Raw genomic sequence first — 22,038 nt, 5'->3', positions numbered from 1 at the left:
AAAATCATAAACCATTAATATTTCCCAAGGCTATTATGAAACTAGCCTTGGGTTTTTTAATAGACTCGACAAACTTCGAGCAGGGACAGGCACCAGTAGAAATCACTTTTTTCCCAATAATGCAGATAGATTTACCATGCTATTATTAAATTCCAAACAAATCTTTTTATCTAATAGGGGGATGGAAGAATGAAAAAGAGAACGTCACTGGTACTAGCATTGGGACTAACTGTTGGGGCTGTATTGCCGATCACTGCTGCGGCACAAACACAAAGTGCGGTTCCGTACAATGTTATGGTCAAAAAGGATGCAGCGCAATTCGGTAAGGAAGCAAAGGTGAACTGGAAAAAGGGGCAAACAGTTCCATCTTTCGTACATGGAAAACTATCAACAAAGGCGCTGATCGATAAAGCGGCGGTCAAGCAATTTTTAAAAGAAAATAAGGAACTCTACCAATTAGATTCAGATAAAGATTTGACCTTACTAGATGTCCAAAAGGACGAGCTTGGCACCACTCACTATAATTTCGTTCAATCTGTCCAGGGCATTCCTGTTGATGGCGCAAAATTCAAGGTTCATACCGATAAAAATGGCATCGTTACGGCAGTAAATGGTGACGTCTTCCCAGAAGCTTCCTCCTATTTTAAAGGCGCCCTTAAAGCACAGCTATCCAAGGCTGATGCACTTGATAAGGCTTGGAAATCTATTAATCTAACAAAGAAAGATACATTAACGAATGCCGAAGTAGATCCTACCGGTAAAAAGGTAGAAGATACGGCTGAAAAGGCAGAATTAGTCGTTTATAAAAAAGCCAATGATTTTTACTTGGCCTACAAAACGAACCTTCAATTCATCCAGCCATACGGGGCAAACTGGGTTGTTTATGTTGATGCTATCAATGGCAATATTCTAGATTCCTATAATGCAGTAGCAGATGGGGCTACAACTGGATCTGGATATGGGGTATTAGGAGACTATAAAACGTTTAATACTTATTTTTCAAACAGTACTTATTATTTGTATGATGTAACAAAACCGATGACAGGAGTCATTGAAACTAGAACAGCACAAAATCGTACCTTATTACCAGGAAATTATTCTGTTGACCCTGATAATCAATTCAATGCTGTTTCTCAAGGTGCTGATGTAGATGCTAACTATTATGCTGGTAAAGTATATGACTACTATAAAAATACATTTAACCGAAATAGTTTTGATAATAATGGGGCAACGATCCGTTCCTCCGTCCACTACAGCAGAAATTACAACAATGCGTTCTGGAATGGCCAGCAAATGGTATATGGCGATGGAGATGGTGTACAGTTTAGACCGCTTTCCGGCGCTCTTGATGTCGTAGGCCACGAATTAACCCATGCGGTTACAGAAAGAACAGCAGGGCTGGATTACATTAACCAATCTGGAGCACTTAATGAATCCATTTCTGATACATTCGGCGTATTCATGGATAAGGGTGACTATTTAATTGGTGAGGATGTTTATACACCGCAAAAATCTGGAGATGCATTAAGAAGTTTATCAAACCCAACTCTATATGGACAGCCAGATAATATGAGTAACTATGTGAATACAACCTCTGATAACGGTGGTGTTCACACGAACAGCGGTATTCCAAACAAAGCTGCTTATTTAACAATTAACAGCCTTGGAACATCTGTTGCAGAAAAAATCTATTATCGTGCTTTAACGGTTTATCTAGCACCACAAAGTAATTTTAGCGATGCCCGTGCGGCTCTGCTTGCTTCTGCAGCGGACCTTTACGGCTCTGGAAGCACGCAATATAGCGCAGTTGCGAGTGCTTGGTCACAGGTAGGAGTTAACTAAAAAAAATAAGTCAGCCATCACATTTGTGGTGGCTGACTTATTTTTACGCCTAATCCCGGGGTTTTCCTGGTGGATAGTAGTAGGGCGGTACTTTAATCCATCCTCTTTTCCTCATTAACTCCTTTAATGAGGAACCAAATTTCATCTTTTCAATCATCGCGTGGGTAAACAACGAACCTACATCATTTCTAATGGATTGTGAGGCGGCAGTAGCACAGTGAACAATTGCGGCAACCGTTTTGATACTTACACCGTTCATGATCTCATCATCCGTTAGTTTCGTGCCTAATGGAACTGCATCAGGGTCAGAGAAAGGCCGCTGCTCGCTTGTTGGCGGTAATTGAATCCCTTCTTTTATCATAAATTCCTTAAATCGCTGTCCTTGTGTATCACACTGTTTCAAGCTTTCTTGTAAAATCCTCACTACATCATCATCTGTTGACATATTTAACCCTGCTTGCAGAAAAACGCTGGATTCGTCCATGATCGTAAGATACAACCAGCAACTCATCACTTCTCCTACATGAAGCGGATTTTTCGGTTCATTATCTAAATTCATTTGCAAATAGTCTTTTAGCGATTCAAATATATTTGTCAAATTAAGCCCCCATTAATTTTTTATTATTTTTCCAAATATGGAAAACAAAATACACAAAAAAATAGATCGGTGCTTAGCACCAATCCAAAATGGGAAGTTTTAAGAAATGAGTTCAAGAACCTATTTCCTAATTAAGTTACCTTTATATTAGAAGAAACTTGTGTGGAAATTAGGGGGAACTTGTGTGGAAGTTGTGAAGATTGATTCGACTTTTTTTAAGATGGCCATTTAAAACTACCTCCGCAATAAATGGAGAGTAGGCCTTTAAAATAAAAATCGTGAAATATGCCTGAAGAATTAACTCGAAATAATTGAAAAGCGGATGGATGAAAAAAATGTAGAAGCATATAATGAAATGTTTCATCCGATAATGAAATCATTCAGGAGGATATTAAAATTGATACTTAGAAGATATTTGTCGCTTGTTGGCATCGGTTCGGCGGAGATTGATCTTATCCTGCCAAAAGACACGTTTAAAGCAGGCGATTCTGTAGGCGGTTATTTCTTAATTAAAGGCGGCACAATTGAGCAGCAAATTAAACAAATAGATTGTGAGTTTATCTTAATGGATCAGGCAAACGGAATAGAAAAGGTGATTGATAGCACAACAATTATGCTATCAGCTTGGATTGACTCTGAAGCATCGAATAAAGTGGATTTTACCTTCAAACTTCCTGAATCGGTCCCGGCATCATCGAAAGATATTTCTTACCGTTTTACAACTAAGCTCACTTTTGATGAAGGTGTAGAAAGCTTCGATCAGGATATTATCAAAATTAAATAATCATTTTAACAAAGGCTGTTGATGAACGAAATCAACAGCCTTTTTGATGCTAGTGTGCCTGGCAGCGAAAAAATTTGATAAAATAATAGATAAATTTAAAAGGAGCACTAAAGTGATAATGGATATAACTCTCGCAAAAAAAGAAGACTTACCATATATTGAGGAATTGTTTGGGTCATGTAAATTAGACCTGTTAAAAAAGGAAATTTTCCAATGGGATGACCAATATCCGAACAAGGAATATTTTGAATGGGTTATTAAAGAAAAAGAAATGTATGTCTATCGTCAGGATAGCCAAGTGTTGGGAGCAATTGTCTTTAATGAATGGCAGCATCCTGAATGGGAAAAGGTTAAATGGGGCGAGAGCAGCGGAAAAATCATGGTCATTCATGCATTCTGTGTTCACCCCCATGTTCAGGGCGGGGGATACGGAAGCAAAATACTTGAGTTTGCTGAATATCTTGCACAGGAGCAAGGCTATACAGGAATCCGCCTTGATGCCTTCTCTGGGAATCCTAGTGCCCTAAAATTCTATGAAACTAGAGGGTATAATAAGAAGGGTGAAATCTTTATTTCGACCAAACCCCTAGGGCATGAAACGTATTATTGTTATGAAAAATTATTTTAAAAGATGAAGGGTTCGTCCGATTTATGCTTTCGGCTCCTTTTATGTAAACCTTTTTTCATCCAAATGCGTCTAATATTAATGAGGTGATAATAGTGAAAGCAATCATTTTTGATTTTGATGGTTTAATTGTTGATACAGAAACCATTTGGTTTGAGAGTTATAAAGAAGTTTTGGGCGGCCACGGCTTGGAGTTAACCCTGGAACGATTCTCCAAAATTATTGGAACGCAGGATACGGAATTTTTTTCTTACATACAACAAAAGCTTCAGGTTGATTCTAGTGTGATAGAAGCTAATGCCCATGAACTCTTTCATGTGAAAATGGGTGAACCGGCTCCAAGAGAAGGAGTCGAGGACTACTTAAAAGAAGCAAAGGAACTAGGCCTCAAAATTGGGTTAGCTTCTAGTTCGAGTCGGAAATGGGTGGAAGGATTTTTAACCAAACTTAAAATTATCCAGTATTTTGATGTCATTAAAACACGTGATGATGTTTCAAAAGTAAAGCCAAATCCTGAATTATATTTGAAAGCTGTGGAAGCGCTGGGTGTACTGCCCACCGAAGCGATTGCATTTGAAGATTCTTTGAATGGACTAAGAGCAGCGAGGTCAGCTGGCATCCAATGTGTGATTGTTCCGAATCCCGTTACTTCTCATTTAGATTTTCAAGACTATTGTCTAAGATTATCTTCCATGGGTGAAAAGGAATTGAAGCATGTTATACAAGCAATTTCTGAAAAATCGAACGTCTATAATATTAGAATAGGCACACCTGCAGACGAGGATTTTTTATGGGAAATGTTATACCAAGCAATTTTCATTCCTGATGGAAAGCATCGGCCTTCTAGGGACATCTTGATGGAACCCAATATTCAACAATCTTTAAAAGGGTGGGGGAGAAAAGGCGATACAGCCTTAATCGCAATCGATGCCTCTAATAATCCAATTGGGGCAGTTTGGGTTCGATTATTCGATGAAAATAATAGTACATATGGATACATCAATAGCCAAACCCCGCTTCTAGGCATGGCACTGCTTCCGGAATATAGAGGTAAGGGAATAGGTACAGCTCTGCTTGGGGAAATGCTAAGAATAACGAAAGAGGCTGGATTTGGTGCAGTTTCATTAAGCGTTGATCCCAAAAATCCTGCTTTAAAGCTCTATAATCGCTTGGGATTTAAAAAGGTCGGTGTTGATGGTACATCCTGGAATATGATAGTGGAATTTACTGAATAAAAAAAGTTATTAAGTGCCTGAAAGTTTCAGGCTCTTGCATCTTTCCTCATAATTTTCTGCTGTTTTTCCCCGACTTGATGATAATATTTATCCCATTTGCTTCGCCGCTATCTATGTGGTGAGCCATTTTTGAGACATCAATATTCGTCTCAATCTTCACATGTCTGTGCTCTTTCCCGCCCAACTTGACCCTATAGGGGGCGTTGTTATTCATAAGAGATAACATTCGAACATCATCTTCAAAGGCATATTCCTCATAAAATTCGATGGTGAATTGGACATCATTCTTGCTGTAATTTTCAAACGGGAGATCACACTCACCGTGTAATATTGTTTTATTGATCATGTCAAAGCGGCAACTACTTTCATTCTCGTCATAGGAAACTGCATAAATCCCCGATGCAACAGTTCTTTGAAATAATTCAACAAAGTAATGAGGCGTTGACACAGAGAGAAATATGGCGAGAAAAATAAACCTGCCTTGATATTTTTTCAATGATTTTGCAAGAAAAAATAAACCTGCAATTAATAAAGAAAAAGCAGTAATTCCTACAATTGAAATTCCATTAACCGTGGTGATTGGCATATTCAAGATCGACATAGTCCCACCAAACGTTTTTTCGTGAGGGAAAGGAAAATTTATAACCATAGAAGCAATAAGAAGAAAAAGAGCAAGTAATAAAAACTTCTTGTTTTTGACCAAATAGACTCCCCATTTCGGACTCTGACTAATTAATTTCCAATATAGTATTATTTTAACATTGTGGATTTTTAAGTTGGGTATATTTAGAAAATTCTTTTTTAGATGAACATGTGTAGAGTATTATGGAGAAAGTCTTCAATAAACGCTTGTTTCATAAAGCCATCCAGCCGTGAAAAATAGGATTGCCGGGCATAAAAAAAAGGAGCAGCCAAATTATGAAATCATCTTAGCTGCCCCGTGTTTTACATTAGCCCCACCCAATTTAAATACAAGAATACCGCTAACAATAACGAGAACACCGATTAGTTGCTTGGATGTAAATGGGACCTGAGTAAGACCAAGTAAGCCTAAGGAATCTCCTAATAGGGCAAACCCGAGCTGCGATGTCATGACGATAGAAATCGTATATGTTGGGCCAAGCAGCCTCATCCCCTGCACAATACTAGTTACTACTCCCACCCCGATTAAACCGCTGAACCAATACCAGGTCTTCATATTTTGCAGGTCAAATAGTTGTTTTCCTTCGAAGATGAGACCAATCGACAACGATGCCAGAAATCCTAATCCTAAAACCAAGGTTGTAGTTGCCCATGACCCGGCACGTTCATTGACTTTACTGTTAAAAATATTTTGCAAGCTGACCAAGGAACCCGCAATAATTGAAAATAGTAGTCCTAGAATCATATTCTCAACTCCTTAATTATTTAAATCTTTATCGGGAAAAGTCTATTCGTAAATATTATCGCCTGCAAGAGCCCGTAATCCTTCTCTGTCCTTAACAAGAATGAAACCTTTATTTCGTTCAATTAAACCTTCTGTACAAAACTGACCGATGACCCGATTGAGATGCCGGTAACTGGTTCCAATAAAGTTCGCGGCATCCTTTATACTGATCCTCAGCTGCTCTTTGTTCAAAGAATCGGATTCATTAAAAGAGACAGATAATAAATAACTGGCGAACCGTACTTCCACTGGATACAATAAATTGAAGCTCATAGAATTCGTTTTAAGGTGAAATTTTTGAGTAATGATATCTAGTAAAAATTGCAGAAGAGGGGCATGATCTCTTCCGTATTTTCTCAGCCAATGATACTGAACTCCGATCATTTGAACAGATGATACGGCCTCAACTGTATTAATAATGTTTATATCCTGCACGTATTCAATATCCCCGATCACCTCAAGAGGTGTCTTAAATGAAAGAATAAGGGTTCTTCCTTCTGCTGAAGTGGTATAAACTTTAATTTTCCCTTTAACGAGTACATACAAATATTGGGAAGCCTGCCCTTGGGAACAAATAAATTCCCCCTGTTCGAAGGTGTAGAGCGACAAATGCGGTAATATTTGTTCATTAAATATCGATTCAATTTGATAAGCTGACAAATATGATTTAACTTGTTTAAAGTCATTGATTTCCCTCATTTTCCGGACTCACCTCAGTTAAAATCTTAAAATCACTACACCTGCTATCATCAGACCGATGCCGATAAATTGTGGCAGCTTTATCTTCTGCTTGATTGTGCCAAACCATCCGTTACTGTCAATGATATAGGTCAGCACCAGCTGCGCAATCAGCATGGCGGATACCGTAAAAGTAACCCCTATTCTTTGAATTGCCGTCACATTACTGAAGATAACAATGGCAGCAAATGCTCCGCCAGCCAAATATAAAGGTTTCACTTGCTTAAATCTTTTCCATTTTCGGTCCCGAACGAATATTAGAATCACCAAGGCCATGATAAATCCAGTTAACTGTGTAATAGTCGCAGCCTGCCATGTACCAATATCCTGGCTAATTCTAGTATTGGCCACCCCTTGGAGTGTAATAAAGGCTCCACCTAAGAAGGCGAATAATATACCTTTCAATTTTCCTCACCTCCACATGTTTCTAACTTTATTAAAAGACAGATGCATATTCTTGGAAAGGACATATGTCCTGAAGTGTTAAAAATAAATTTTGGACAAAGTTAGGTAATTTGCCTTTACACGTTAAGGACATCCTCCATACATTAAAGTATGTTCAAATAAGGAGGAATCTTGATGAATTTAAATTATGAGCAAGCGCAGCATCTAGAGGGCAAAATGATTCAGTTTAAAGATAATCAAGGTGAATGGTCAGTAGGAAGAGTTGTAAAAGTAAGGAAAGATGGTCTTGAGATTGAGGAATTAGGTTCTTCCAGTTCGAATGATGGATACGGATTTGGCTTTTTTGGTCCAAGACCGTTCTTTAGACCGCGGTTTTTTAGACCACCTGTTTTCTTCCCGTTTGTTGGATTTGGATTCTCTCCATTCTTTTTTTAATAGAAAACACTTAATACAAAAGACACAAAAAAGAGCATTGGACATATCCAATGCTCTAATTTTTTTACATAAGGCTATTTTCGCAAGGATTGTTGTTTTTCGTATAAATTCATCAACCCGTTAAAAAGATTCTTCGTGGCATCTTTTCGTAAGAACATTTGCGAAAAATGCCTAGAAACTTTGTAAATGATTCTTTATAAGTGCTATTAGCAACAAAGTTTACGAAAAGAGCCTTACATAAAAATATTGATAGAGGGATTAGAAGTGATATTAAAAACATATAATTTCCAGTAAAAAGCACCTGACAAATGAAATCGCTTACATTAAAATAAAAGTAACAAATAGGAGAGGGGATACAAACTATGGAACTATTATTTAAACAATGTGAACATAACCAATCAGAAGAAACGTGTGAAGAGTGTACCCCAAAAATAGAAACTGAAGAGAATTTCGATATCTCAGAATATGATTATCATAAAAGATTGTGGTTTTAATATTTTAAGAGCGTGCTATTTGTTAAAGCTAAGAATTGCAATTAAAAAAAATAACCCTTTAATATGATAAAAAGCCCTCACAGGAAGGGCTTTTTTTATTGGAACTAACAAATGAAAAATCCTTCATAAAGTAATCGATATTTTTTTTATGGTAATACTAAAATGCATATATATGGCAAGGAGTGAAACGATGCCACGAAAAGCTGCACCTTCAGTCAACGAGGATACGGACTTAGAAGCAAATGATTTATTGCCAGAAAAAGAAAATGACGAAGCTGAAATCGCTAACCTTAATCGCATGTTAGCTGCTACATTGAATTACTTGTCAGACGATGAGGTGGAAGAGATAGATATCGAATACCTCCTGGATCATACAGAAGGCCTTAGAGAATGGTGGGATCGATATCGAGAGAGCAATAGAAAAGAAATAGAAGAGGAAATAAAAAAGTCTCTCGGTGAACTCTCCTTAAAAGAACTAGAAATGATCCGCGAACAGATAAAAGAAAAACAGGATTGAATTTTGGTCTCTTCACTTGCTGTGAAGGGATGTTTTTTATTATTGGGGCAGTACCATTTTTGGTTAAAACAAAATGAGAAAAGCACCCATATTATTGAGTGCTTTCCACTTAACCTATTTATTTACTGAACAAGCCTTTGACTCCCTTGTAAATTAAAACGAGTGAGAAGACGATAACAGTTAATATGCCAATGATATCTGTAACAGGTGAAACGCTTTCAAGAAATGAATCAGCTAAAGGAACTCTAATAAGTGCAAACCCCGATAAAATAGCAGCAAGGAATAAGAAAATCCGATTATCCATTGGTTCTCCTCCTTCCTATTTGATTGATAAATTATATGTCCTTAATGTTACAAATATGTCAATTGTGTGATAAAAAAATATAAAAAAATAACACCCTTTTTGGAGTGTTACGTCATATCGATTGAAATTATCTTTCGATTTCACTATGCTGAAAGCCACTCTGGGTATCAAATACTTCATACCATTTGTATTTTGGGGATTTGAACCACTCGTAATGCGGCAAATAAACCAAATAGCCAAAATTGCCTTCAGCATCAAGGAAAGATTTGAATATCTTGACAGCCCCAAATCCAAACGTTCTATCTAAATAACCTTCGATTCCTTCTCTGACAATATTTTTTTTATTTTCTTCATCTTTCTTATGTAACTCCATCAGCCCATCAATAAAAATTCCCAACAAGACCAAAGTAATTGAGATTAAAACAAAAATCAGCAAATTTAACAAAAAACCTGCCCCTTCTCATTTAATTGACTCACCTCGATTGTACATTCGCTAGTTATCAAATAGTGTGATGTAAACCACACATCCCGTTTGATATCTGACAATTTTGTGGCGAAAAAAATGTGGAACGAGACATCTTGGTAAATGTCTCTTTTAGAGAGGGAGTATTAGAATAGTCATCTATTTCAAATTCGTACAAAGTAAAAATTTTAGTTTATAATACAGCTAGAATAAATTTTAAGGGGCTTTTTATGGCATTAATTACAGGCAAGGTAATAATAATATCTTTATTTTTATTGATCATTACAATGATTGAGACGTTGGCCTATTCAACAAGGATTTCAGGGGCGAGAGTTAAATTAATTGCGACTGCATTATCTTTATTTAGTACGTTAGTGATTGTTTCAAGGTTCTCTACAATGATTCAACAACCTTTAACAGCAAAACTAATCGCAGAGGCCCCTAAATTAAACAAACTACACTATATAGAAGAACAATATCGGATATTAATAGGGGTAACCTCTATTGGAGTGTTGTTTGGCATCCTTCTTTTTCCAACCTTTATCAATATTTTTTCTAGGGCTATTGTACAGCTATCAGATCAACGCGGTTCCGTAATAGCGCTATTTCGAAATCAATTTAATCGAAATGGCATCAAAAAAGTATTTTTGTGTTTCAGACGCCCGAGATTAAGATATCTAAAAGGAATAACGTTGAAAACCATTCCTAAGCGCCTCTTTGTAATTAATGTTATTATTTCTTCTGTTTTTACAATCGGGGTACTTTCTTCCATTTACGCGTCGATGTTAGTTCCTAAAGATTATGCACAGGCTGCCTTAATGTCATCAGGAATAATTAATGGCATTGCGACGATTTTATTAACATTGTTTATTGATCCAAAAGCTTCAGTGCTTGCGGACAGAGTCATGAAGGAACAAAGTGATTATATTTTCTTGAAGAGCTACTCTTTGACCATGATTAGTTCGAAGTTTTTGGGGACAGTCGCAGCCCAATTTTTGTTTATTCCGGCTGCATATTATGTGGCTTGGTTTGCCAAGTGGATTTAATGTCTTTCTTCAATGAAAAGGCTGCTAATATTGGCAGCCTTTTTGTTATGGAGCTGAAGTTTTTATTATTTATTTGTGGTAATATAAATGTAATAATATATAAAAAATGGGGGAAATTTCATGAAAAAAAGAAAGCGCAATACACAGCACTTTACTTTTTTAGCCTGGGCAGCATTCGCTATTTTTACTGCACTAATGTTGGTTGGGCTTTATACCTTAGAAGAGCCATTATTTGTTAAAGGTTATTACTTTATGGGTACAATCGGGATTATTGTTTCCTCTTTTATGGTCGCAAAAGTTACACGTGATAACCAAGATGATATGGAAGACAGCTATTATGAAGAGGACAGTAAAGGGAAAAAAGACAAATTGGATATTTAATGATAAAAGAGGTTTAAAAGAGTTGATGCGTCAACTCTTTTTATATGTAAGTATCCGATACAGATAAGGAATTTGGAGTGGTAATTAGTGCTAAATGTTGAGATTAGAAGGCCAAAAATTGAGGAGATAAATGAGATAAATCAATTTTTTAGAAAGGTGATTACGGACACCTTTACAAAAGAAGGTATAGGGGAAAAGCTGGATGATATTGAAAATGAGATTGAGATAAAGAAAAAATATTTGGCAAGTGATTTTGAAAGTCATGGCGCGGAACGATATTTTTTGATAGCCATAGATTCTGATCGAATTATCGGTACGATTGAATGTGGTCTTGCAAGCGATTTAATAGGCAATTGTACCAACAATGCATATAAAGGGCTTTTGGAAGTAGGTACTGTATTTGTCCACCCTGACTACCAAAGGATGGGAATAGGGAACAGGTTATTGAAAGCAATGTATTTTGCATTGCAAGATGCAGGGAAGAAAGAGTTTTGTTTAGATAGTGGATATAAAAGCGCGCAAACAATCTGGAAAAAGAAATTTGGGTATCCTGATTACTTGTTAAAGGATTATTGGGATGAAGACTATGATCATATGATCTGGAAAATCAGGGTAATCGAATGGATATAAGATTATGAAGGATTGATTACTGAAGATACAATGGAGATGCAAACCTGCACCACAGATTGAAAAAATGTTATTTTCAGGGTTTGAATACTTCTTTTCTGCGGTAAAATTAAATATATTGGCGAAACCACATACCATTGCCCCAATCAATTATTGAAAGAGAGTCGATCCATTAAATGAACAATGTTACAAAAATGAAAATAGCAGCCCCTGCTAATGAAGTATTTGAAGCATTCGTTGATCCAGCAAAAATCAAAAACTTTTGGTTTTCATCAAGTTCTGAAAGATGGGAAGCAGAAAAAACATTCACATTGAGATATGATGAATACAATGCCCAGGTGGATATAGAAGTTAAAGAAATCGTTGCAAACAAGAAAATCGTATTCCAGTGGGGTGCCAATGGAGAAGGACATACCGTGACTATGCTGCTGGAAGAACAAAATGATTCGAGTACTGTTATTGAAGTATCAGAAGAAGGCTTTAATGAAAATGACATCGATTTTGTCAATCAAATTATTGATAATAAAGAAGGCTGGGTTTATATGCTTACCTGTTTAAAAGGATATTTAGAATCCGGAATTAAAAATTTAAGAGCGGGGTTAGTTAAATAAAACTACCTCTAGAGCCATATGGCTCGTTTTTTTTTGGAAAATTGATAATTGAATTTTTTTCCTGCTGCAATTAGAGTAGAGATAGTACAATTTTTAGAGGAAGTGTAAGTATTGTCAACTCAAGTAATAAATAAGTTAAAAGCCGACTGTGAAAATTGTTTTGGTTTGTGTTGTGTGGCTTTGCCTTATGCGAAGTCCGCCGATTTTGCTTTCGATAAGGAAGGAGGTACCCCTTGTCGGAATTTGCAATCCGATTATCGCTGCGGTATTCATAAAAATCTTAGAAATAAAGGGTTTCGAGGCTGTGCTGTTTATGAATGCTTTGGTGCAGGTCAAAAGGTATCAAAAATCACCTATGATGGGAACGATTGGCGTGAACACCCAGAGCTGGCCAAAGAAATGTTTGAGGTCTTTCCTATTATGCAGCAGCTCCATGAAATGCTTTGCTATTTAAATGAAGCACATGGTTTGGAGGATGCAAAGCCTATATATGAAGAATTGCAAAATGCTTTAGAAAAAACAGAATCTCTCACTAATTTGAAGCCAAAATCTATCCTAGAACTTGATATACCGGGTCATAGAGCCGTCGTTAATGATTTACTTCTCCGCACAAGTGAACTTGTACGATCAAAGGTTTTTCAAAAGAAAAACAAAAAAATAAGTAAGGGAAGAGACTTTTTAGGTGCAAAGTTAAAAGGTGCAGACCTAAGAGGTTCGAACTTGAGAGGAGCCTTGCTCATTGCAGCTGACCTCAGGGAAGCCGATATGAGAGTAGTCGATTTTATCGGTGCAGACTTAAGAGACGCAGATGTAAGCGGTGCTAATTTAACCGGAAGTTTCTTTTTAACACAAGCACAAGTTAACTCGGCTAAGGGCGATATTCATACGAAATTACCTGATTCATTAAGGATTCCTGAACATTGGGTTAAATAGTCTTAGGAATTCGCGGATTACCTCTTACAAAATTGTCCCCATTGTAACAAAAGTCCAGTAAATTAATGTATAATAATGGAAGATTTACATAAAATCGGAGGGCTTTTGATGATGGACAATGGCAATATATTTGGTCTTTTTGCAATTATTCCTATTTTACTTTATTTGGTAATTTTGGTTTTTAGTATATACTTTGTTGTCAGAACAATAAGGTTTATGAATGAAAAAACAAAGTTGGATCAGGAGAGAAATGAGAAACTAGATTTATTAATAAAAGTCCTTGGTAATAATGATAGAAAAGTTGATTAATTGAAATTAAATTTTCAGGGGAGAAGCTGCTGCTGCTCCTCTTTTTATTTATTTTATGGTTTTGATTCATTAAAAAATGAAATATAATAAGAGTAAGGATGTTCAAAAAATTGTCAAAATTCCAACATAATATTGTTGATATAGAATAAGTTTAGGAGGGGAATTCAATGATAAGGGCGGCAATTGCAGGTGTGGTCGGATTTATTCTTATTTTTGTAGAGTCTTTATTAATAATGAAGCTAAAAGGGTATGAAACAATTGAATTTGGAGGCCTAACACCTTTTATTAATGTCTGGGCCATGAATTTTTTTGTAGTATTTGCCATCCTAACGCAAGTTACAAATTGGTTCGAAAATAGAGCAGATATGGAAAAAAGTGAAGATAGTTATTAATAAAGGCTCTTTTCGTAAACTATGTATCTTTTGGGGCCAAATTTAGTGCATTTACTATGTTTGTAGGCAATTTTCGCAAATGTTCTTACGAAAAGATGCCACGAAGCATTTAGTTATACGGGTTGATGATCTCTTACGAAAAACAACACTTTTTGCGAAAATAGCCTTAATAAAAAAGCGCCTATGACACGGATGAAAAGCCGATTGCATAGGCGCTTTTTTGAACTAAGCATTATGTTTTACTGCTCGATTACCTTTGAATGCTGCTCTGCGAATAAATGGAATTACCCAGCGGTCAAGACCAATGCGGCCAGCGTTAAAGCCAGAGAATAGGATAATTGCACCGATGAATAAGTCAGTAGGAATATGAGATACAGTACCGGCTAAGAAGAACGCGAAGTTCATCACTAGACCAAAGAACATTGCTGCAGTAGTTAAGCATCCAAGAATAAGTCCAAGCCCTACTAGAAATTCTCCAACAGGTACGAGTGTATTGAAAATATCTACGTTTGGTAAAGCGAAGTGCTTTAAGAAGTCGACGTACCAGCCGTATACGATACTGCCATCAGGACCTTTTACTGGATTCGCGATTACTCCTTTTAAAAATCCAGAAGCATCGAACCCCCCTGCTAATTTGTGATATCCAGCTGTGATCCAAGAATATCCGATATATAAGCGAAGAACTGTTAAAATACCAGCGGCAACTTTGTTTTCTCTTAACCAATTGACTAACATTTGAAACACTCCTTTTGATAAATAAGTTTTATATATTGATTACACTGTAAATATATCATTTTTATTTTGAATTGAGGGTAGTTTGTTCACTTATTCACAAATTTGTAAAAAGAATTTGAACAATTTATTAACATGGTCAATAGTTTTTATTAAAATGAAAATAAAGAATTTTCAGTAAAGTAGGGATGTTATGCAACAGACTGATGATTTAGAAACATTTCCGTATCCATTTAAAGGAGAAGTATATCGTTACTCTAATAACTCTGCCCCATTGGATTTTCCAAGCAGCATCGAAATTACTCCGAGTTACATAAATGAAATGAATCTTAAGCGGGGTCTTCTAAACCAGCATCCTGAACGATGTTATCAGTCACTGTCTCATACACTTCGTGGACAATGGGAAATCCTTGAGATGATAATGGGTCATTTAACAAGCCATTATCCTGATCAATTTTCGCTTGATAAACAAAATGATGAATGGACGTTTCATAATAAAATTTTACAAGAAAAGCAGTACTTTATTTTTGGGGATGAAACTACATTACCATGTGAGCCGCTTGATTTTATTGGAAGGCATGTGCAAGAGGACCTGATTTTCATGATGCAGCGAGATGGGGATTTATTTTTAGATGCCGGTCAATTATGCTTCCCCGCTAATTGGTCGCTAGCCTTTGATTTAGGGATGAGTTTTCGAGAAATTCATCATCCTATTCCGGGCTTTAAGGAGGAAGGATTGGATGAGCGAATCCTTCAGTTTTTGTTGCAGTTGGAAGCGGGAAATCCCTGGTGGCGGAAAAATTGGTCGCTGATGGCTGGGAATCGTCTCGATACATCACTAGAAACCTTTGATGTATGGGGAAAAGGCCGAAAAGGAGTAACATTGAATAACGCTGGAGAATTCGTACATTTACGAGTGGAGGTACAGAAACTATTCCGTTTGCCGCGATCAGGAGGAATCCTGTTTACCATTCATACTCATCTGATTTCATTGGAAAAATTAGCTTCAAAAGCGGAATGGGCTGAACAATTTTACCATATTCTCTGTGAGCTTCCAGATAATATAGTGGATTATAAAGGCCTTTCTCTTTTCAAGAATCAAGTAATCGAATACTTGAAAGGAAGGCTCGAAAGCAGAGGAGTTTTATGATGCAGAAAGCTTTGTTTGTTTCTGGAAAAAGAAAATATTTATTTTGTGCGGATCAGAACGGGATGGAGATTTTACAACCAGTTATCGATTTGGCAGTAGCAGAGAAGGCACCCTATGAGATCTACAGCGAAGCTCAACCGCTTATTGAATGGTTGAAAAAGCAGAAGATGGGATGCTACCTTTACGTTGCAGCAGAATGGGCTAAGCTGGATTCTCTGAAAAACCTCACTGAAGAGGTTGGTTTTTCAGAGGAAGAAGCACAGTACATTGGTTATGGTGAGCGATGGGTGAAGGTGTTTTGCTGCCGGTGCCATGGGATTACGGAGGTAATTTTGCAGGAAAAGCAAGAAATCGCCTGCAGTGAATGTGATTTGCTGCTTGAGGTTTCCAATCATTATTCTAGACTGAAAAATGCCTATCTTGGATACGTGGCAAAACTTTAGAGGGGTGGATAGAATGGATCAGGAAAAAACAATACCTGTATTGGTAAAAGAAATTCATCAGGAAGCCCTGAATGTAAAAAGTTTTATACTCTTTCATATCGACGGGGAGGAACTGCCGGCTTTTAGCGGGGGTGCACATATTACTACCTATATGGACGGAAGCTTTGGTTTACTCAAGAGGCATTATTCCTTAACAAGCCATCCGGATAATCGTTTGTTCTACCAAATTGCCATTCATCTTAATGACACATCAGCAGGCGGTTCTTCTTATTGGCATCAGCAGGTAAAAGTCGGGGACAGGCTGCATATTAGTTATCCCAAAAATCATTTTCCATTGAGCTTCAAGGCAAAGCATCATGTTTTTTATGCGGCAGGAATTGGTATTACTCCATTTTTACCAATGATGGCTGAATTAGGGGATTCCTTTGAACTGCATTACGCGGCAAAATCAAAGGAGCTTTGTGCATTCTACGACTTTTTGCAGCAAAATTACCCGCGGCAATGTAAGTTTTATTTTTCGCAGGGAGTGGGGGCAGAGCGACTTAGTTTTGATTCTCTTTTGGAACATAAGATTGGGACCCATGTATATTTTTGCGGACCAGAGACTTTTATATCTAGTTTTACGGAGTTTGCTCTACAAAATGGGTACCCACGTTCGAGTGTTCACCACGAGCGCTTTACACCGCCGCGGCCTATAAAGGCTAATTGTTTTCAGGTTCAAGTTTCAAACGGGAAAACTGTAAAGGTTTTAAAGGAAAAGACTCTGTTGGATGCGCTGCTTGAGGCGGGAATCAAGGCTCCCTATTCTTGCCGAGTCGGCCGATGCGGGACGTGCGAACTGAAGGTGGTTGAAGGAGAGGTGGATCACTACGATTCTTTTTTGAGTGAAAAACAAAGAAATGCCCAAAATGTAATCTTATCATGTGTTTCTCGAGCAAAATCAGAGAAATTGGTGATTGAAATTTAATAAAGGCTATTTTCGTATAAGTTGTTGTTTTTCGTATAAGTTTATTAACCGTATAAATAGAAGCGTCGTGGCATCTTTTCGTAAGGACCTTTGCGAAAATTGACTATAAACTTAGTAAATGAACCTTATTAGGTTCATTTACTAAGTTTACGAAAAGAGCCTTAATAAAAAAATCACATTATTTCACCCACGAAATAATGTGATTTTTACAAATCTATCCTAAATATTTTTCAATTGGACTCCAGTAGTTCGCTCCCCAGCCTGCTGCAAGATGATCGCCTTCCGCTTCGGGGAAACCGACATGGTCAAAAACCAACTTAGTCTTCGCTCCTTGCTCTGTAAGTTCGAATTTAGCGATTGAATATAAGCCTTCTGGCCAGTTCTTTACTCGCCAAGCTTGAACGACTCGAACACCCGGAACTAGTTCAATGTTTCTTCCTAAAATCATCCCGCCGAAACAAGAAAACGTACCGCCATCCTCTGCGTTAATATCAGTTGGCGCTCCACCTGTAACTTCACTGAACTGTTTAGAATCAGTCAAAATTTCATATATTCGTGCAGGACTTGCATTGAATTTCACTTCTTGATGAATGGTATTTCCCATTTTTATAACCCTCCAATTTTACTCTATTAAACTAATGCATGGCCAGTTCGGTCCATGGGTCAACGCCAGGGTCTCTACCTTCTGCAAAATCCTTTATGCGCGGCATGTAGTGAGACCAGCCTTGCTGATGTGAGGGGATTTCTGAGGACGGCAAGTCGTAATGCGTTAAGACTAAGTTCGTCCCATTTTCCTTCGGAATTAAACGGAATTCCACTTTACTTGAGCCTGGGGGAACAATCTTTGATTTTTCCCAACCCCAGGACATGACGATTTTTTCATAAGGGACAATTTCCACATATTCTCCCATGGCAATATCGCTGCCATTGACATCTATCCGATACTTACCGCCAATCTTTGGCTCAAGCAGGATTTGTCTGCCCATCCAGCGGACCATTTTATCAGCATCGGTAAAGAACGAAAATAAGGTCTCCGGACGTGCTTCAATAAAGATTTCTTTTACAATGGTATCACTGTTTGTTTGTGTCATTTTTTTTCCTTTCTTCCTCTTCGGCAGCTTCTTTCAGGCGAAGTAAACTATCATCCCAAAAACGGTCAATGTATTGCTTTAATTCAGCAAAACCATCCCTTCTGATCCCATAGTACCGTTTTGTTCCATCTCTCCGGACGACTACAAGGCCGGATTGTTCTAGAACTTTGAGATGCTGTGAAACTGCGGGAGCTGATATTTCAAAATGTGATGCTATCGCGCTGGAGGTAAGCTCTCCATCACGAACGAGATAAAGAATATCTCTGCGTCTAGGTTCTGCTAATGCATGAAGGACTTTTTCAATCATGATGTTATTTTAGTCTATACTTAATTAAGTGTCAACTTAATTAGTGTTTTTTCATATTAGTATCATTTGGAAAATACTTAATATATATAAATCAATTTTTTTCCAAAATTACTTGATAAAACTAATAGTATTAGTTAAAATAAAACTAACGATATTATTTAAGGGGAGATGGGGTAAAATGAGAATGATTAAAAAGGGATCTTTATATCAGGTGACGTTTATGGCCAAAGTGTTTCCGGTAAACTGCTACTTGGTAGAGGAAGAGGACGGTTTGACCTTGGTTGATGCAGCGCTTGGCTTTTGTGCAAAGGGGATTTTGCAGGCAGCTGAAAGAATTGGAAAGCCGATTACGAAAATCGTGTTGACCCATGCTCACGAGGACCATGTAGGGGCGTTAGATTTAATAAAAGAAACCCTCCCAGAAGTACCTGTTTATATTTCAGTTCGAGATAACAGATTAATGAGCGGCGACCGTTCTCTCGATCAGCATGAAGACCCAACCCCGATTAAAGGCGGCGTTCCGAAAAAGCTAAAAACAAGAGCCACAATTGTTTTGAATGAGGGCGACCAAATCGGCTCTTTGACAGCAATTGCCTCACCTGGTCACACACCAGGTTCTATGTCCTTTATAGATAACCGTACTAAAGCATTAATTGCAGGTGATGCCTTTCAAACCAGGGGAGGAACTGCTGTAGCAGGGGATATCAAGCCATGGTTTCCATTCCCGGCATTTGGAACATGGAGTAAAAGGACAGCTTTAATGAGTGCGAAGAAATTAGTTGGGGCTGAACCAAGTTTGCTTGCGGTAGGACACGGAGAAATGGTGGAGAACCCTGTTGGGATTATGGAACAGGCGATTATAAATTTTGAGCAGAAATTGAAGTAAAGGAGCATTTTTGATGTCACCCAGACCTAAAATTGGACTCGAATTAACGTATATTCTAGAAGCAGCAGGGGAAATCGCGGATCAATCCGGTATGCAGGAAGTAACTTTGGCGAACCTGGCAAAAAAACTCAATATTCGCCCGCCATCATTGTACAATCACTTTGATGGCCTGGGCGGTTTACGTAAGAAGCTAGCTATTTATGGGATCGAAAAACTTTACAAAGAATTAGCCGATGCTGCCATTGGGGTGTCAGGCACCGATGCAGTCCTTGCTCTAAGTAAGGCTTATGTCCATTTTGCCAGACAGCATCCTGGAATATATGAAGCTACTTTAATGGCACCGAATCCAGAAGACACGGAAGTCCAGCAAGCTGGGGCGAAAATCGTTGATCTGACAGTTAGGGTCTTACAGGCATTCGAGCTGAGAGGAGACCAGGCTTTACATGCTGTAAGAGGCCTTCGTAGTATATTACATGGATTTTCGTCTTTAGAGCAAAAAGGCGGTTTTAAAATGGCGTTAGATTTGGATGAGAGCTTGTTTTTGGTAATCAGAGCATTTTTAAAAGGGATGACTGCCTAAAAAGTATGAGGACAATTCATAAAGGGACTTTTTGGAGATAGGATAGCAGGATAAGCTCTGATATAATGAGAGAAACATGATATTAAGGAATGATCAAATTGCTGAAACAAGAGAAATTTGGTTTGATACTAGACGTAGAGACAACTGGTTTGGGGCCAACAACAGATGAAGTAATTGAACTTGCTTTAAAACTCTTTTCATATCGTACGGATACCGGTGAAATCATTGAAATTATTGAAGAGGACTCCTTTTTAAGAGAGCCTCTTAAGAATACAGCCCTGAGAAATTATGACCGCGCCTATAGAGTCCATGGCATTCCTTACGAGATGGTCAAGGGGAAGAGCTTCCATGATGGAAAAATCAAGACCTACTTCCATCGCGCTGATTCTGTTTTTGCTCATAATGCTTCCTTCGACCGGAGCTTTCTATTCCACATGTATCCGGAAGTCAACGATTTGAAGTGGTATTGTACGATGAGAAATGTTCCTTGGAAAAGCTACGGTTTCCCAAATGGCAAACTTCTGACTCTTTTAGAAGCACATGAAATCACAAACTATCAGACACATAGAGCAATGGACGATATTACATATCTAATGGAGCTGCTAAAAAAATCCAGCCCGAATGGGAATCTCTATTTGCAAGAAGTGCTCGATTCTGGTCCGATGAGAAAATACCAGCCTGCATCTTCGCGGGCTAAAATGGGGTAAAACTAATCAAATTTTTGATTAGTTTTTTTAAATTTGTGTCCGCCCTGGGCGGACACATTGACGGATTTGTCTATGAATGGTGCCTGACACCATTAATTGTTTTATTATTTTATTTATCGTCAATAATTGTAATATTATTTAATTAGAAAAAGTGGGTGGAGTAGTGTTTGTTATTGGAGCAACGCAGAAGGTTTTAAAAGAATTGCAGGTTCAGGCGAGAAGTGATGTGGAGCTTTCCAAGGGCCTGAATGCTTGGCATATGAATATATTTAAGATTGGTCGTTATCAGTGTTTAATTCTCGTTAATGATTTAACTCTTTATAGTCTGGTTATTCCTGGAGTAAAAAAGAAGGAGCTTTCTAATATTGGCGAACTGTTAACTCGTCATTTTGCTGAGAACCTTAGGTCAGAAGGACTCGATGCTGTAAGTATCGAAAAATTTATAGAACAAGGAAACGAGATTGTTTTCACTAAAACGCATAACCGAAGTGTTGTTGGAGCCATGGTTGAAATGGTCAAAATGATGCAACATATTTATCCAACAGGTAAAGACATTATGGCGAAAAATCCTATTGATTTAAACAAATTTAATAATGGTGTTATTTATTCACCAATAAAATATGCTAGACCAATAGATCTGTTTAGAGAAAATATTCAAAAGGAAGTTTATAAACAATAATTTCTCATTTAATATCTGGATATGGGATATTTATCTGAAGAAAATTAACATTTACCTGCAAAAAATTAAATGTTTGATAGAATAATATGTCATGAAATTCGATTTCAACCCCTAATTTAGGGTAATATTGCCCTAAATTAGGGATTAAATAGGGCTTAAAAGCCAAGCTGAAAATTTTGTCAGCGAATTTTTCGGGTTTATCAGCGAATTTCACTACTTTATCGGCTAATTTTTAATTTTTATCAGCGAATTCGGTTTGGCCCCCTAATTCCGGACACAAGCTTTCTTTTTCTCTTGTTTTCTCAGTTTTTCATTTTGAGGTCAACCTTCT

The 22,038-nt window shown here is 37.5% G+C and carries 31 protein-coding genes and 1 pseudogene; 21 read left to right on the top strand and 11 right to left on the bottom strand.

What is annotated here, in order from left to right; all coding sequences use genetic code 11:
- The first annotated feature begins 189 nt into the window (after window positions 1-189).
- Window positions 190-1,842 carry a M4 family metallopeptidase gene (locus tag PH210_RS19090; RefSeq protein ID WP_289987770.1) on the top strand — a complete coding sequence of 551 codons (1,653 nt, stop codon included), beginning with the start codon at window positions 190-192 and terminating at the stop codon, window positions 1,840-1,842.
- A gap of 49 nt (window positions 1,843-1,891) precedes the next feature.
- On the opposite strand, the gene PH210_RS19085 is transcribed toward PH210_RS19090, so the two are convergent.
- On the bottom strand, window positions 1,892-2,440 hold the full coding sequence (locus PH210_RS19085; protein ID WP_289987769.1) for a DUF3231 family protein: 549 nt from the start codon (window positions 2,438-2,440) through the stop codon (window positions 1,892-1,894).
- 397 nt (window positions 2,441-2,837) lie between these two features.
- Between PH210_RS19085 and PH210_RS19080 the strand changes: the two genes are divergently transcribed.
- From PH210_RS19080 to PH210_RS19065, 4 genes and pseudogenes are all read left to right on the top strand, one after another.
- Complete coding sequence (locus PH210_RS19080) at window positions 2,838-3,224, top strand: sporulation protein (protein ID WP_289987768.1); 387 nt, start codon at window positions 2,838-2,840, stop codon at window positions 3,222-3,224.
- A 118-nt stretch (window positions 3,225-3,342) separates the two neighbouring features.
- Window positions 3,343-3,852: a GNAT family N-acetyltransferase gene (locus tag PH210_RS19075; RefSeq protein ID WP_289987892.1), complete on the top strand. Its 510-nt coding sequence runs from the start codon at window positions 3,343-3,345 to the stop codon at window positions 3,850-3,852.
- Window positions 3,853-3,941: 89 nt separating this feature from the next.
- Window positions 3,942-4,586 (top strand): annotated as a pseudogene (locus PH210_RS19070) (HAD family hydrolase); the annotation flags it as partial.
- A gap of 60 nt (window positions 4,587-4,646) precedes the next feature.
- Window positions 4,647-5,084: a GNAT family N-acetyltransferase gene (locus PH210_RS19065; RefSeq protein ID WP_354670002.1), complete on the top strand. Its 438-nt coding sequence runs from the start codon at window positions 4,647-4,649 to the stop codon at window positions 5,082-5,084.
- A gap of 46 nt (window positions 5,085-5,130) precedes the next feature.
- On the opposite strand, the gene PH210_RS19060 is transcribed toward PH210_RS19065, so the two are convergent.
- From PH210_RS19060 to PH210_RS19045, 4 genes are all read right to left on the bottom strand, one after another.
- Entirely contained in the window at window positions 5,131-5,787 is a 657-nt protein-coding gene (locus PH210_RS19060) for a hypothetical protein (RefSeq protein WP_289987767.1), read from the bottom strand.
- 213 nt (window positions 5,788-6,000) lie between these two features.
- Complete coding sequence (locus tag PH210_RS19055; RefSeq protein WP_289987766.1) at window positions 6,001-6,471, bottom strand: DMT family transporter; 471 nt, start codon at window positions 6,469-6,471, stop codon at window positions 6,001-6,003.
- 42 nt (window positions 6,472-6,513) lie between these two features.
- Complete coding sequence (locus PH210_RS19050) at window positions 6,514-7,209, bottom strand: Crp/Fnr family transcriptional regulator (RefSeq protein ID WP_289987765.1); 696 nt, start codon at window positions 7,207-7,209, stop codon at window positions 6,514-6,516.
- A gap of 18 nt (window positions 7,210-7,227) precedes the next feature.
- Window positions 7,228-7,653, bottom strand: a complete 426-nt coding sequence (locus PH210_RS19045; RefSeq protein WP_289987764.1) for a DMT family transporter — start codon at window positions 7,651-7,653, stop codon at window positions 7,228-7,230.
- Between the two features lie 174 nt (window positions 7,654-7,827).
- On the opposite strand from PH210_RS19045, the gene PH210_RS19040 reads away from it, so the two are divergent.
- Complete coding sequence (locus PH210_RS19040; protein WP_289987763.1) at window positions 7,828-8,088, top strand: hypothetical protein; 261 nt, start codon at window positions 7,828-7,830, stop codon at window positions 8,086-8,088.
- A gap of 684 nt (window positions 8,089-8,772) precedes the next feature.
- Window positions 8,773-9,099 (top strand): hypothetical protein, encoded by a 327-nt coding sequence (locus PH210_RS19035; protein ID WP_289987762.1) that lies wholly within the window; start codon window positions 8,773-8,775, stop codon window positions 9,097-9,099.
- Window positions 9,100-9,217: 118 nt separating this feature from the next.
- On the opposite strand, the gene PH210_RS19030 is transcribed toward PH210_RS19035, so the two are convergent.
- Both PH210_RS19030 and PH210_RS19025 read right to left on the bottom strand, forming a co-directional pair.
- Window positions 9,218-9,403 (bottom strand): hypothetical protein, encoded by a 186-nt coding sequence (locus tag PH210_RS19030; protein ID WP_289987761.1) that lies wholly within the window; start codon window positions 9,401-9,403, stop codon window positions 9,218-9,220.
- Between the two features lie 127 nt (window positions 9,404-9,530).
- Entirely contained in the window at window positions 9,531-9,848 is a 318-nt protein-coding gene (locus tag PH210_RS19025; RefSeq protein ID WP_289987760.1) for a hypothetical protein, read from the bottom strand.
- Between the two features lie 248 nt (window positions 9,849-10,096).
- Between PH210_RS19025 and PH210_RS19020 the strand changes: the two genes are divergently transcribed.
- The 7 genes from PH210_RS19020 (at window position 10,097) to PH210_RS18990 (ending at window position 14,165) form a co-directional block, all read left to right on the top strand.
- Window positions 10,097-10,912: a lipid II flippase Amj family protein gene (locus PH210_RS19020; RefSeq protein WP_289987759.1), complete on the top strand. Its 816-nt coding sequence runs from the start codon at window positions 10,097-10,099 to the stop codon at window positions 10,910-10,912.
- A gap of 120 nt (window positions 10,913-11,032) precedes the next feature.
- Entirely contained in the window at window positions 11,033-11,293 is a 261-nt protein-coding gene (locus PH210_RS19015) for a YiaA/YiaB family inner membrane protein (protein WP_289987758.1), read from the top strand.
- A gap of 87 nt (window positions 11,294-11,380) precedes the next feature.
- Complete coding sequence (locus PH210_RS19010; protein ID WP_289987757.1) at window positions 11,381-11,923, top strand: GNAT family N-acetyltransferase; 543 nt, start codon at window positions 11,381-11,383, stop codon at window positions 11,921-11,923.
- Window positions 11,924-12,096: 173 nt separating this feature from the next.
- Complete coding sequence (locus PH210_RS19005) at window positions 12,097-12,531, top strand: SRPBCC family protein (protein ID WP_289987756.1); 435 nt, start codon at window positions 12,097-12,099, stop codon at window positions 12,529-12,531.
- Between the two features lie 111 nt (window positions 12,532-12,642).
- Window positions 12,643-13,464, top strand: a complete 822-nt coding sequence (locus PH210_RS19000; RefSeq protein WP_289987754.1) for a pentapeptide repeat-containing protein — start codon at window positions 12,643-12,645, stop codon at window positions 13,462-13,464.
- A 108-nt stretch (window positions 13,465-13,572) separates the two neighbouring features.
- Window positions 13,573-13,773, top strand: coding sequence for a hypothetical protein (locus tag PH210_RS18995; protein WP_289987752.1), 201 nt, complete (start codon window positions 13,573-13,575; stop codon window positions 13,771-13,773).
- A gap of 167 nt (window positions 13,774-13,940) precedes the next feature.
- A complete protein-coding gene (locus PH210_RS18990) occupies window positions 13,941-14,165 on the top strand; it encodes a hypothetical protein (protein WP_289987751.1) in 225 nt (74 codons plus the stop codon).
- A gap of 225 nt (window positions 14,166-14,390) precedes the next feature.
- On the opposite strand, the gene PH210_RS18985 is transcribed toward PH210_RS18990, so the two are convergent.
- Window positions 14,391-14,900 carry a DoxX family protein gene (locus PH210_RS18985; RefSeq protein ID WP_223589335.1) on the bottom strand — a complete coding sequence of 170 codons (510 nt, stop codon included), beginning with the start codon at window positions 14,898-14,900 and terminating at the stop codon, window positions 14,391-14,393.
- Window positions 14,901-15,090: 190 nt separating this feature from the next.
- Here PH210_RS18985 and PH210_RS18980 point away from each other — a divergent pair, with 190 nt between their 5' ends.
- The 3 genes from PH210_RS18980 to PH210_RS18970 are packed head-to-tail and all read left to right on the top strand — an operon-like array spanning window position 15,091 to window position 17,457.
- Window positions 15,091-16,047: a heme-dependent oxidative N-demethylase family protein gene (locus PH210_RS18980; protein ID WP_289987750.1), complete on the top strand. Its 957-nt coding sequence runs from the start codon at window positions 15,091-15,093 to the stop codon at window positions 16,045-16,047.
- On the top strand, window positions 16,047-16,490 hold the full coding sequence (locus PH210_RS18975; RefSeq protein WP_289987749.1) for a dimethylamine monooxygenase subunit DmmA family protein: 444 nt from the start codon (window positions 16,047-16,049) through the stop codon (window positions 16,488-16,490). The genes PH210_RS18980 and PH210_RS18975 overlap by 1 nt, the downstream gene beginning before the upstream one ends.
- A 13-nt stretch (window positions 16,491-16,503) precedes the next feature.
- Window positions 16,504-17,457 (top strand): PDR/VanB family oxidoreductase, encoded by a 954-nt coding sequence (locus tag PH210_RS18970; protein ID WP_289987748.1) that lies wholly within the window; start codon window positions 16,504-16,506, stop codon window positions 17,455-17,457.
- A gap of 214 nt (window positions 17,458-17,671) precedes the next feature.
- Here PH210_RS18970 and PH210_RS18965 read toward each other — a convergent pair whose 3' ends face one another.
- From PH210_RS18965 to PH210_RS18955, 3 genes are read right to left on the bottom strand one after another with little or no spacing between them, the layout of a single operon-like run.
- The gene (locus PH210_RS18965) at window positions 17,672-18,061 is read right to left on the bottom strand and encodes an SRPBCC family protein (RefSeq protein ID WP_289987747.1); all 390 of its coding nucleotides are present in this window, start codon (window positions 18,059-18,061) and stop codon (window positions 17,672-17,674) included.
- Window positions 18,062-18,092: 31 nt separating this feature from the next.
- Window positions 18,093-18,548 (bottom strand): SRPBCC family protein, encoded by a 456-nt coding sequence (locus PH210_RS18960; RefSeq protein WP_289987746.1) that lies wholly within the window; start codon window positions 18,546-18,548, stop codon window positions 18,093-18,095.
- Window positions 18,529-18,855, bottom strand: coding sequence for an ArsR/SmtB family transcription factor (locus PH210_RS18955; RefSeq protein WP_223589343.1), 327 nt, complete (start codon window positions 18,853-18,855; stop codon window positions 18,529-18,531). The genes PH210_RS18960 and PH210_RS18955 overlap by 20 nt, the downstream gene beginning before the upstream one ends.
- A gap of 178 nt (window positions 18,856-19,033) precedes the next feature.
- Between PH210_RS18955 and PH210_RS18950 the strand changes: the two genes are divergently transcribed.
- The 4 genes from PH210_RS18950 to PH210_RS18935 all read left to right on the top strand — a co-directional run bounded on the left by PH210_RS18950 (window position 19,034) and on the right by PH210_RS18935 (window position 21,707).
- Window positions 19,034-19,741 carry an MBL fold metallo-hydrolase gene (locus PH210_RS18950; RefSeq protein ID WP_289987745.1) on the top strand — a complete coding sequence of 236 codons (708 nt, stop codon included), beginning with the start codon at window positions 19,034-19,036 and terminating at the stop codon, window positions 19,739-19,741.
- Window positions 19,742-19,754: 13 nt separating this feature from the next.
- Window positions 19,755-20,321, top strand: coding sequence for a TetR/AcrR family transcriptional regulator (locus PH210_RS18945; RefSeq protein ID WP_289987744.1), 567 nt, complete (start codon window positions 19,755-19,757; stop codon window positions 20,319-20,321).
- A gap of 98 nt (window positions 20,322-20,419) precedes the next feature.
- Window positions 20,420-21,028 carry an exonuclease domain-containing protein gene (locus PH210_RS18940; RefSeq protein ID WP_289987743.1) on the top strand — a complete coding sequence of 203 codons (609 nt, stop codon included), beginning with the start codon at window positions 20,420-20,422 and terminating at the stop codon, window positions 21,026-21,028.
- Window positions 21,029-21,191: 163 nt separating this feature from the next.
- Window positions 21,192-21,707 carry a DUF6933 domain-containing protein gene (locus PH210_RS18935; protein WP_289987742.1) on the top strand — a complete coding sequence of 172 codons (516 nt, stop codon included), beginning with the start codon at window positions 21,192-21,194 and terminating at the stop codon, window positions 21,705-21,707.
- The last annotated feature ends 331 nt before the right edge of the window (window positions 21,708-22,038 follow it).

The sequence above is a fragment of the Paenibacillus sp. BSR1-1 genome, assembly GCF_030403775.1.
Lineage (GTDB): Bacteria > Bacillota > Bacilli > Bacillales > Cytobacillaceae > Neobacillus.
The sequence above is the reverse complement of the archived record's forward strand: the minus strand, read 5'-3'. Positions and strand labels throughout refer to the sequence as shown.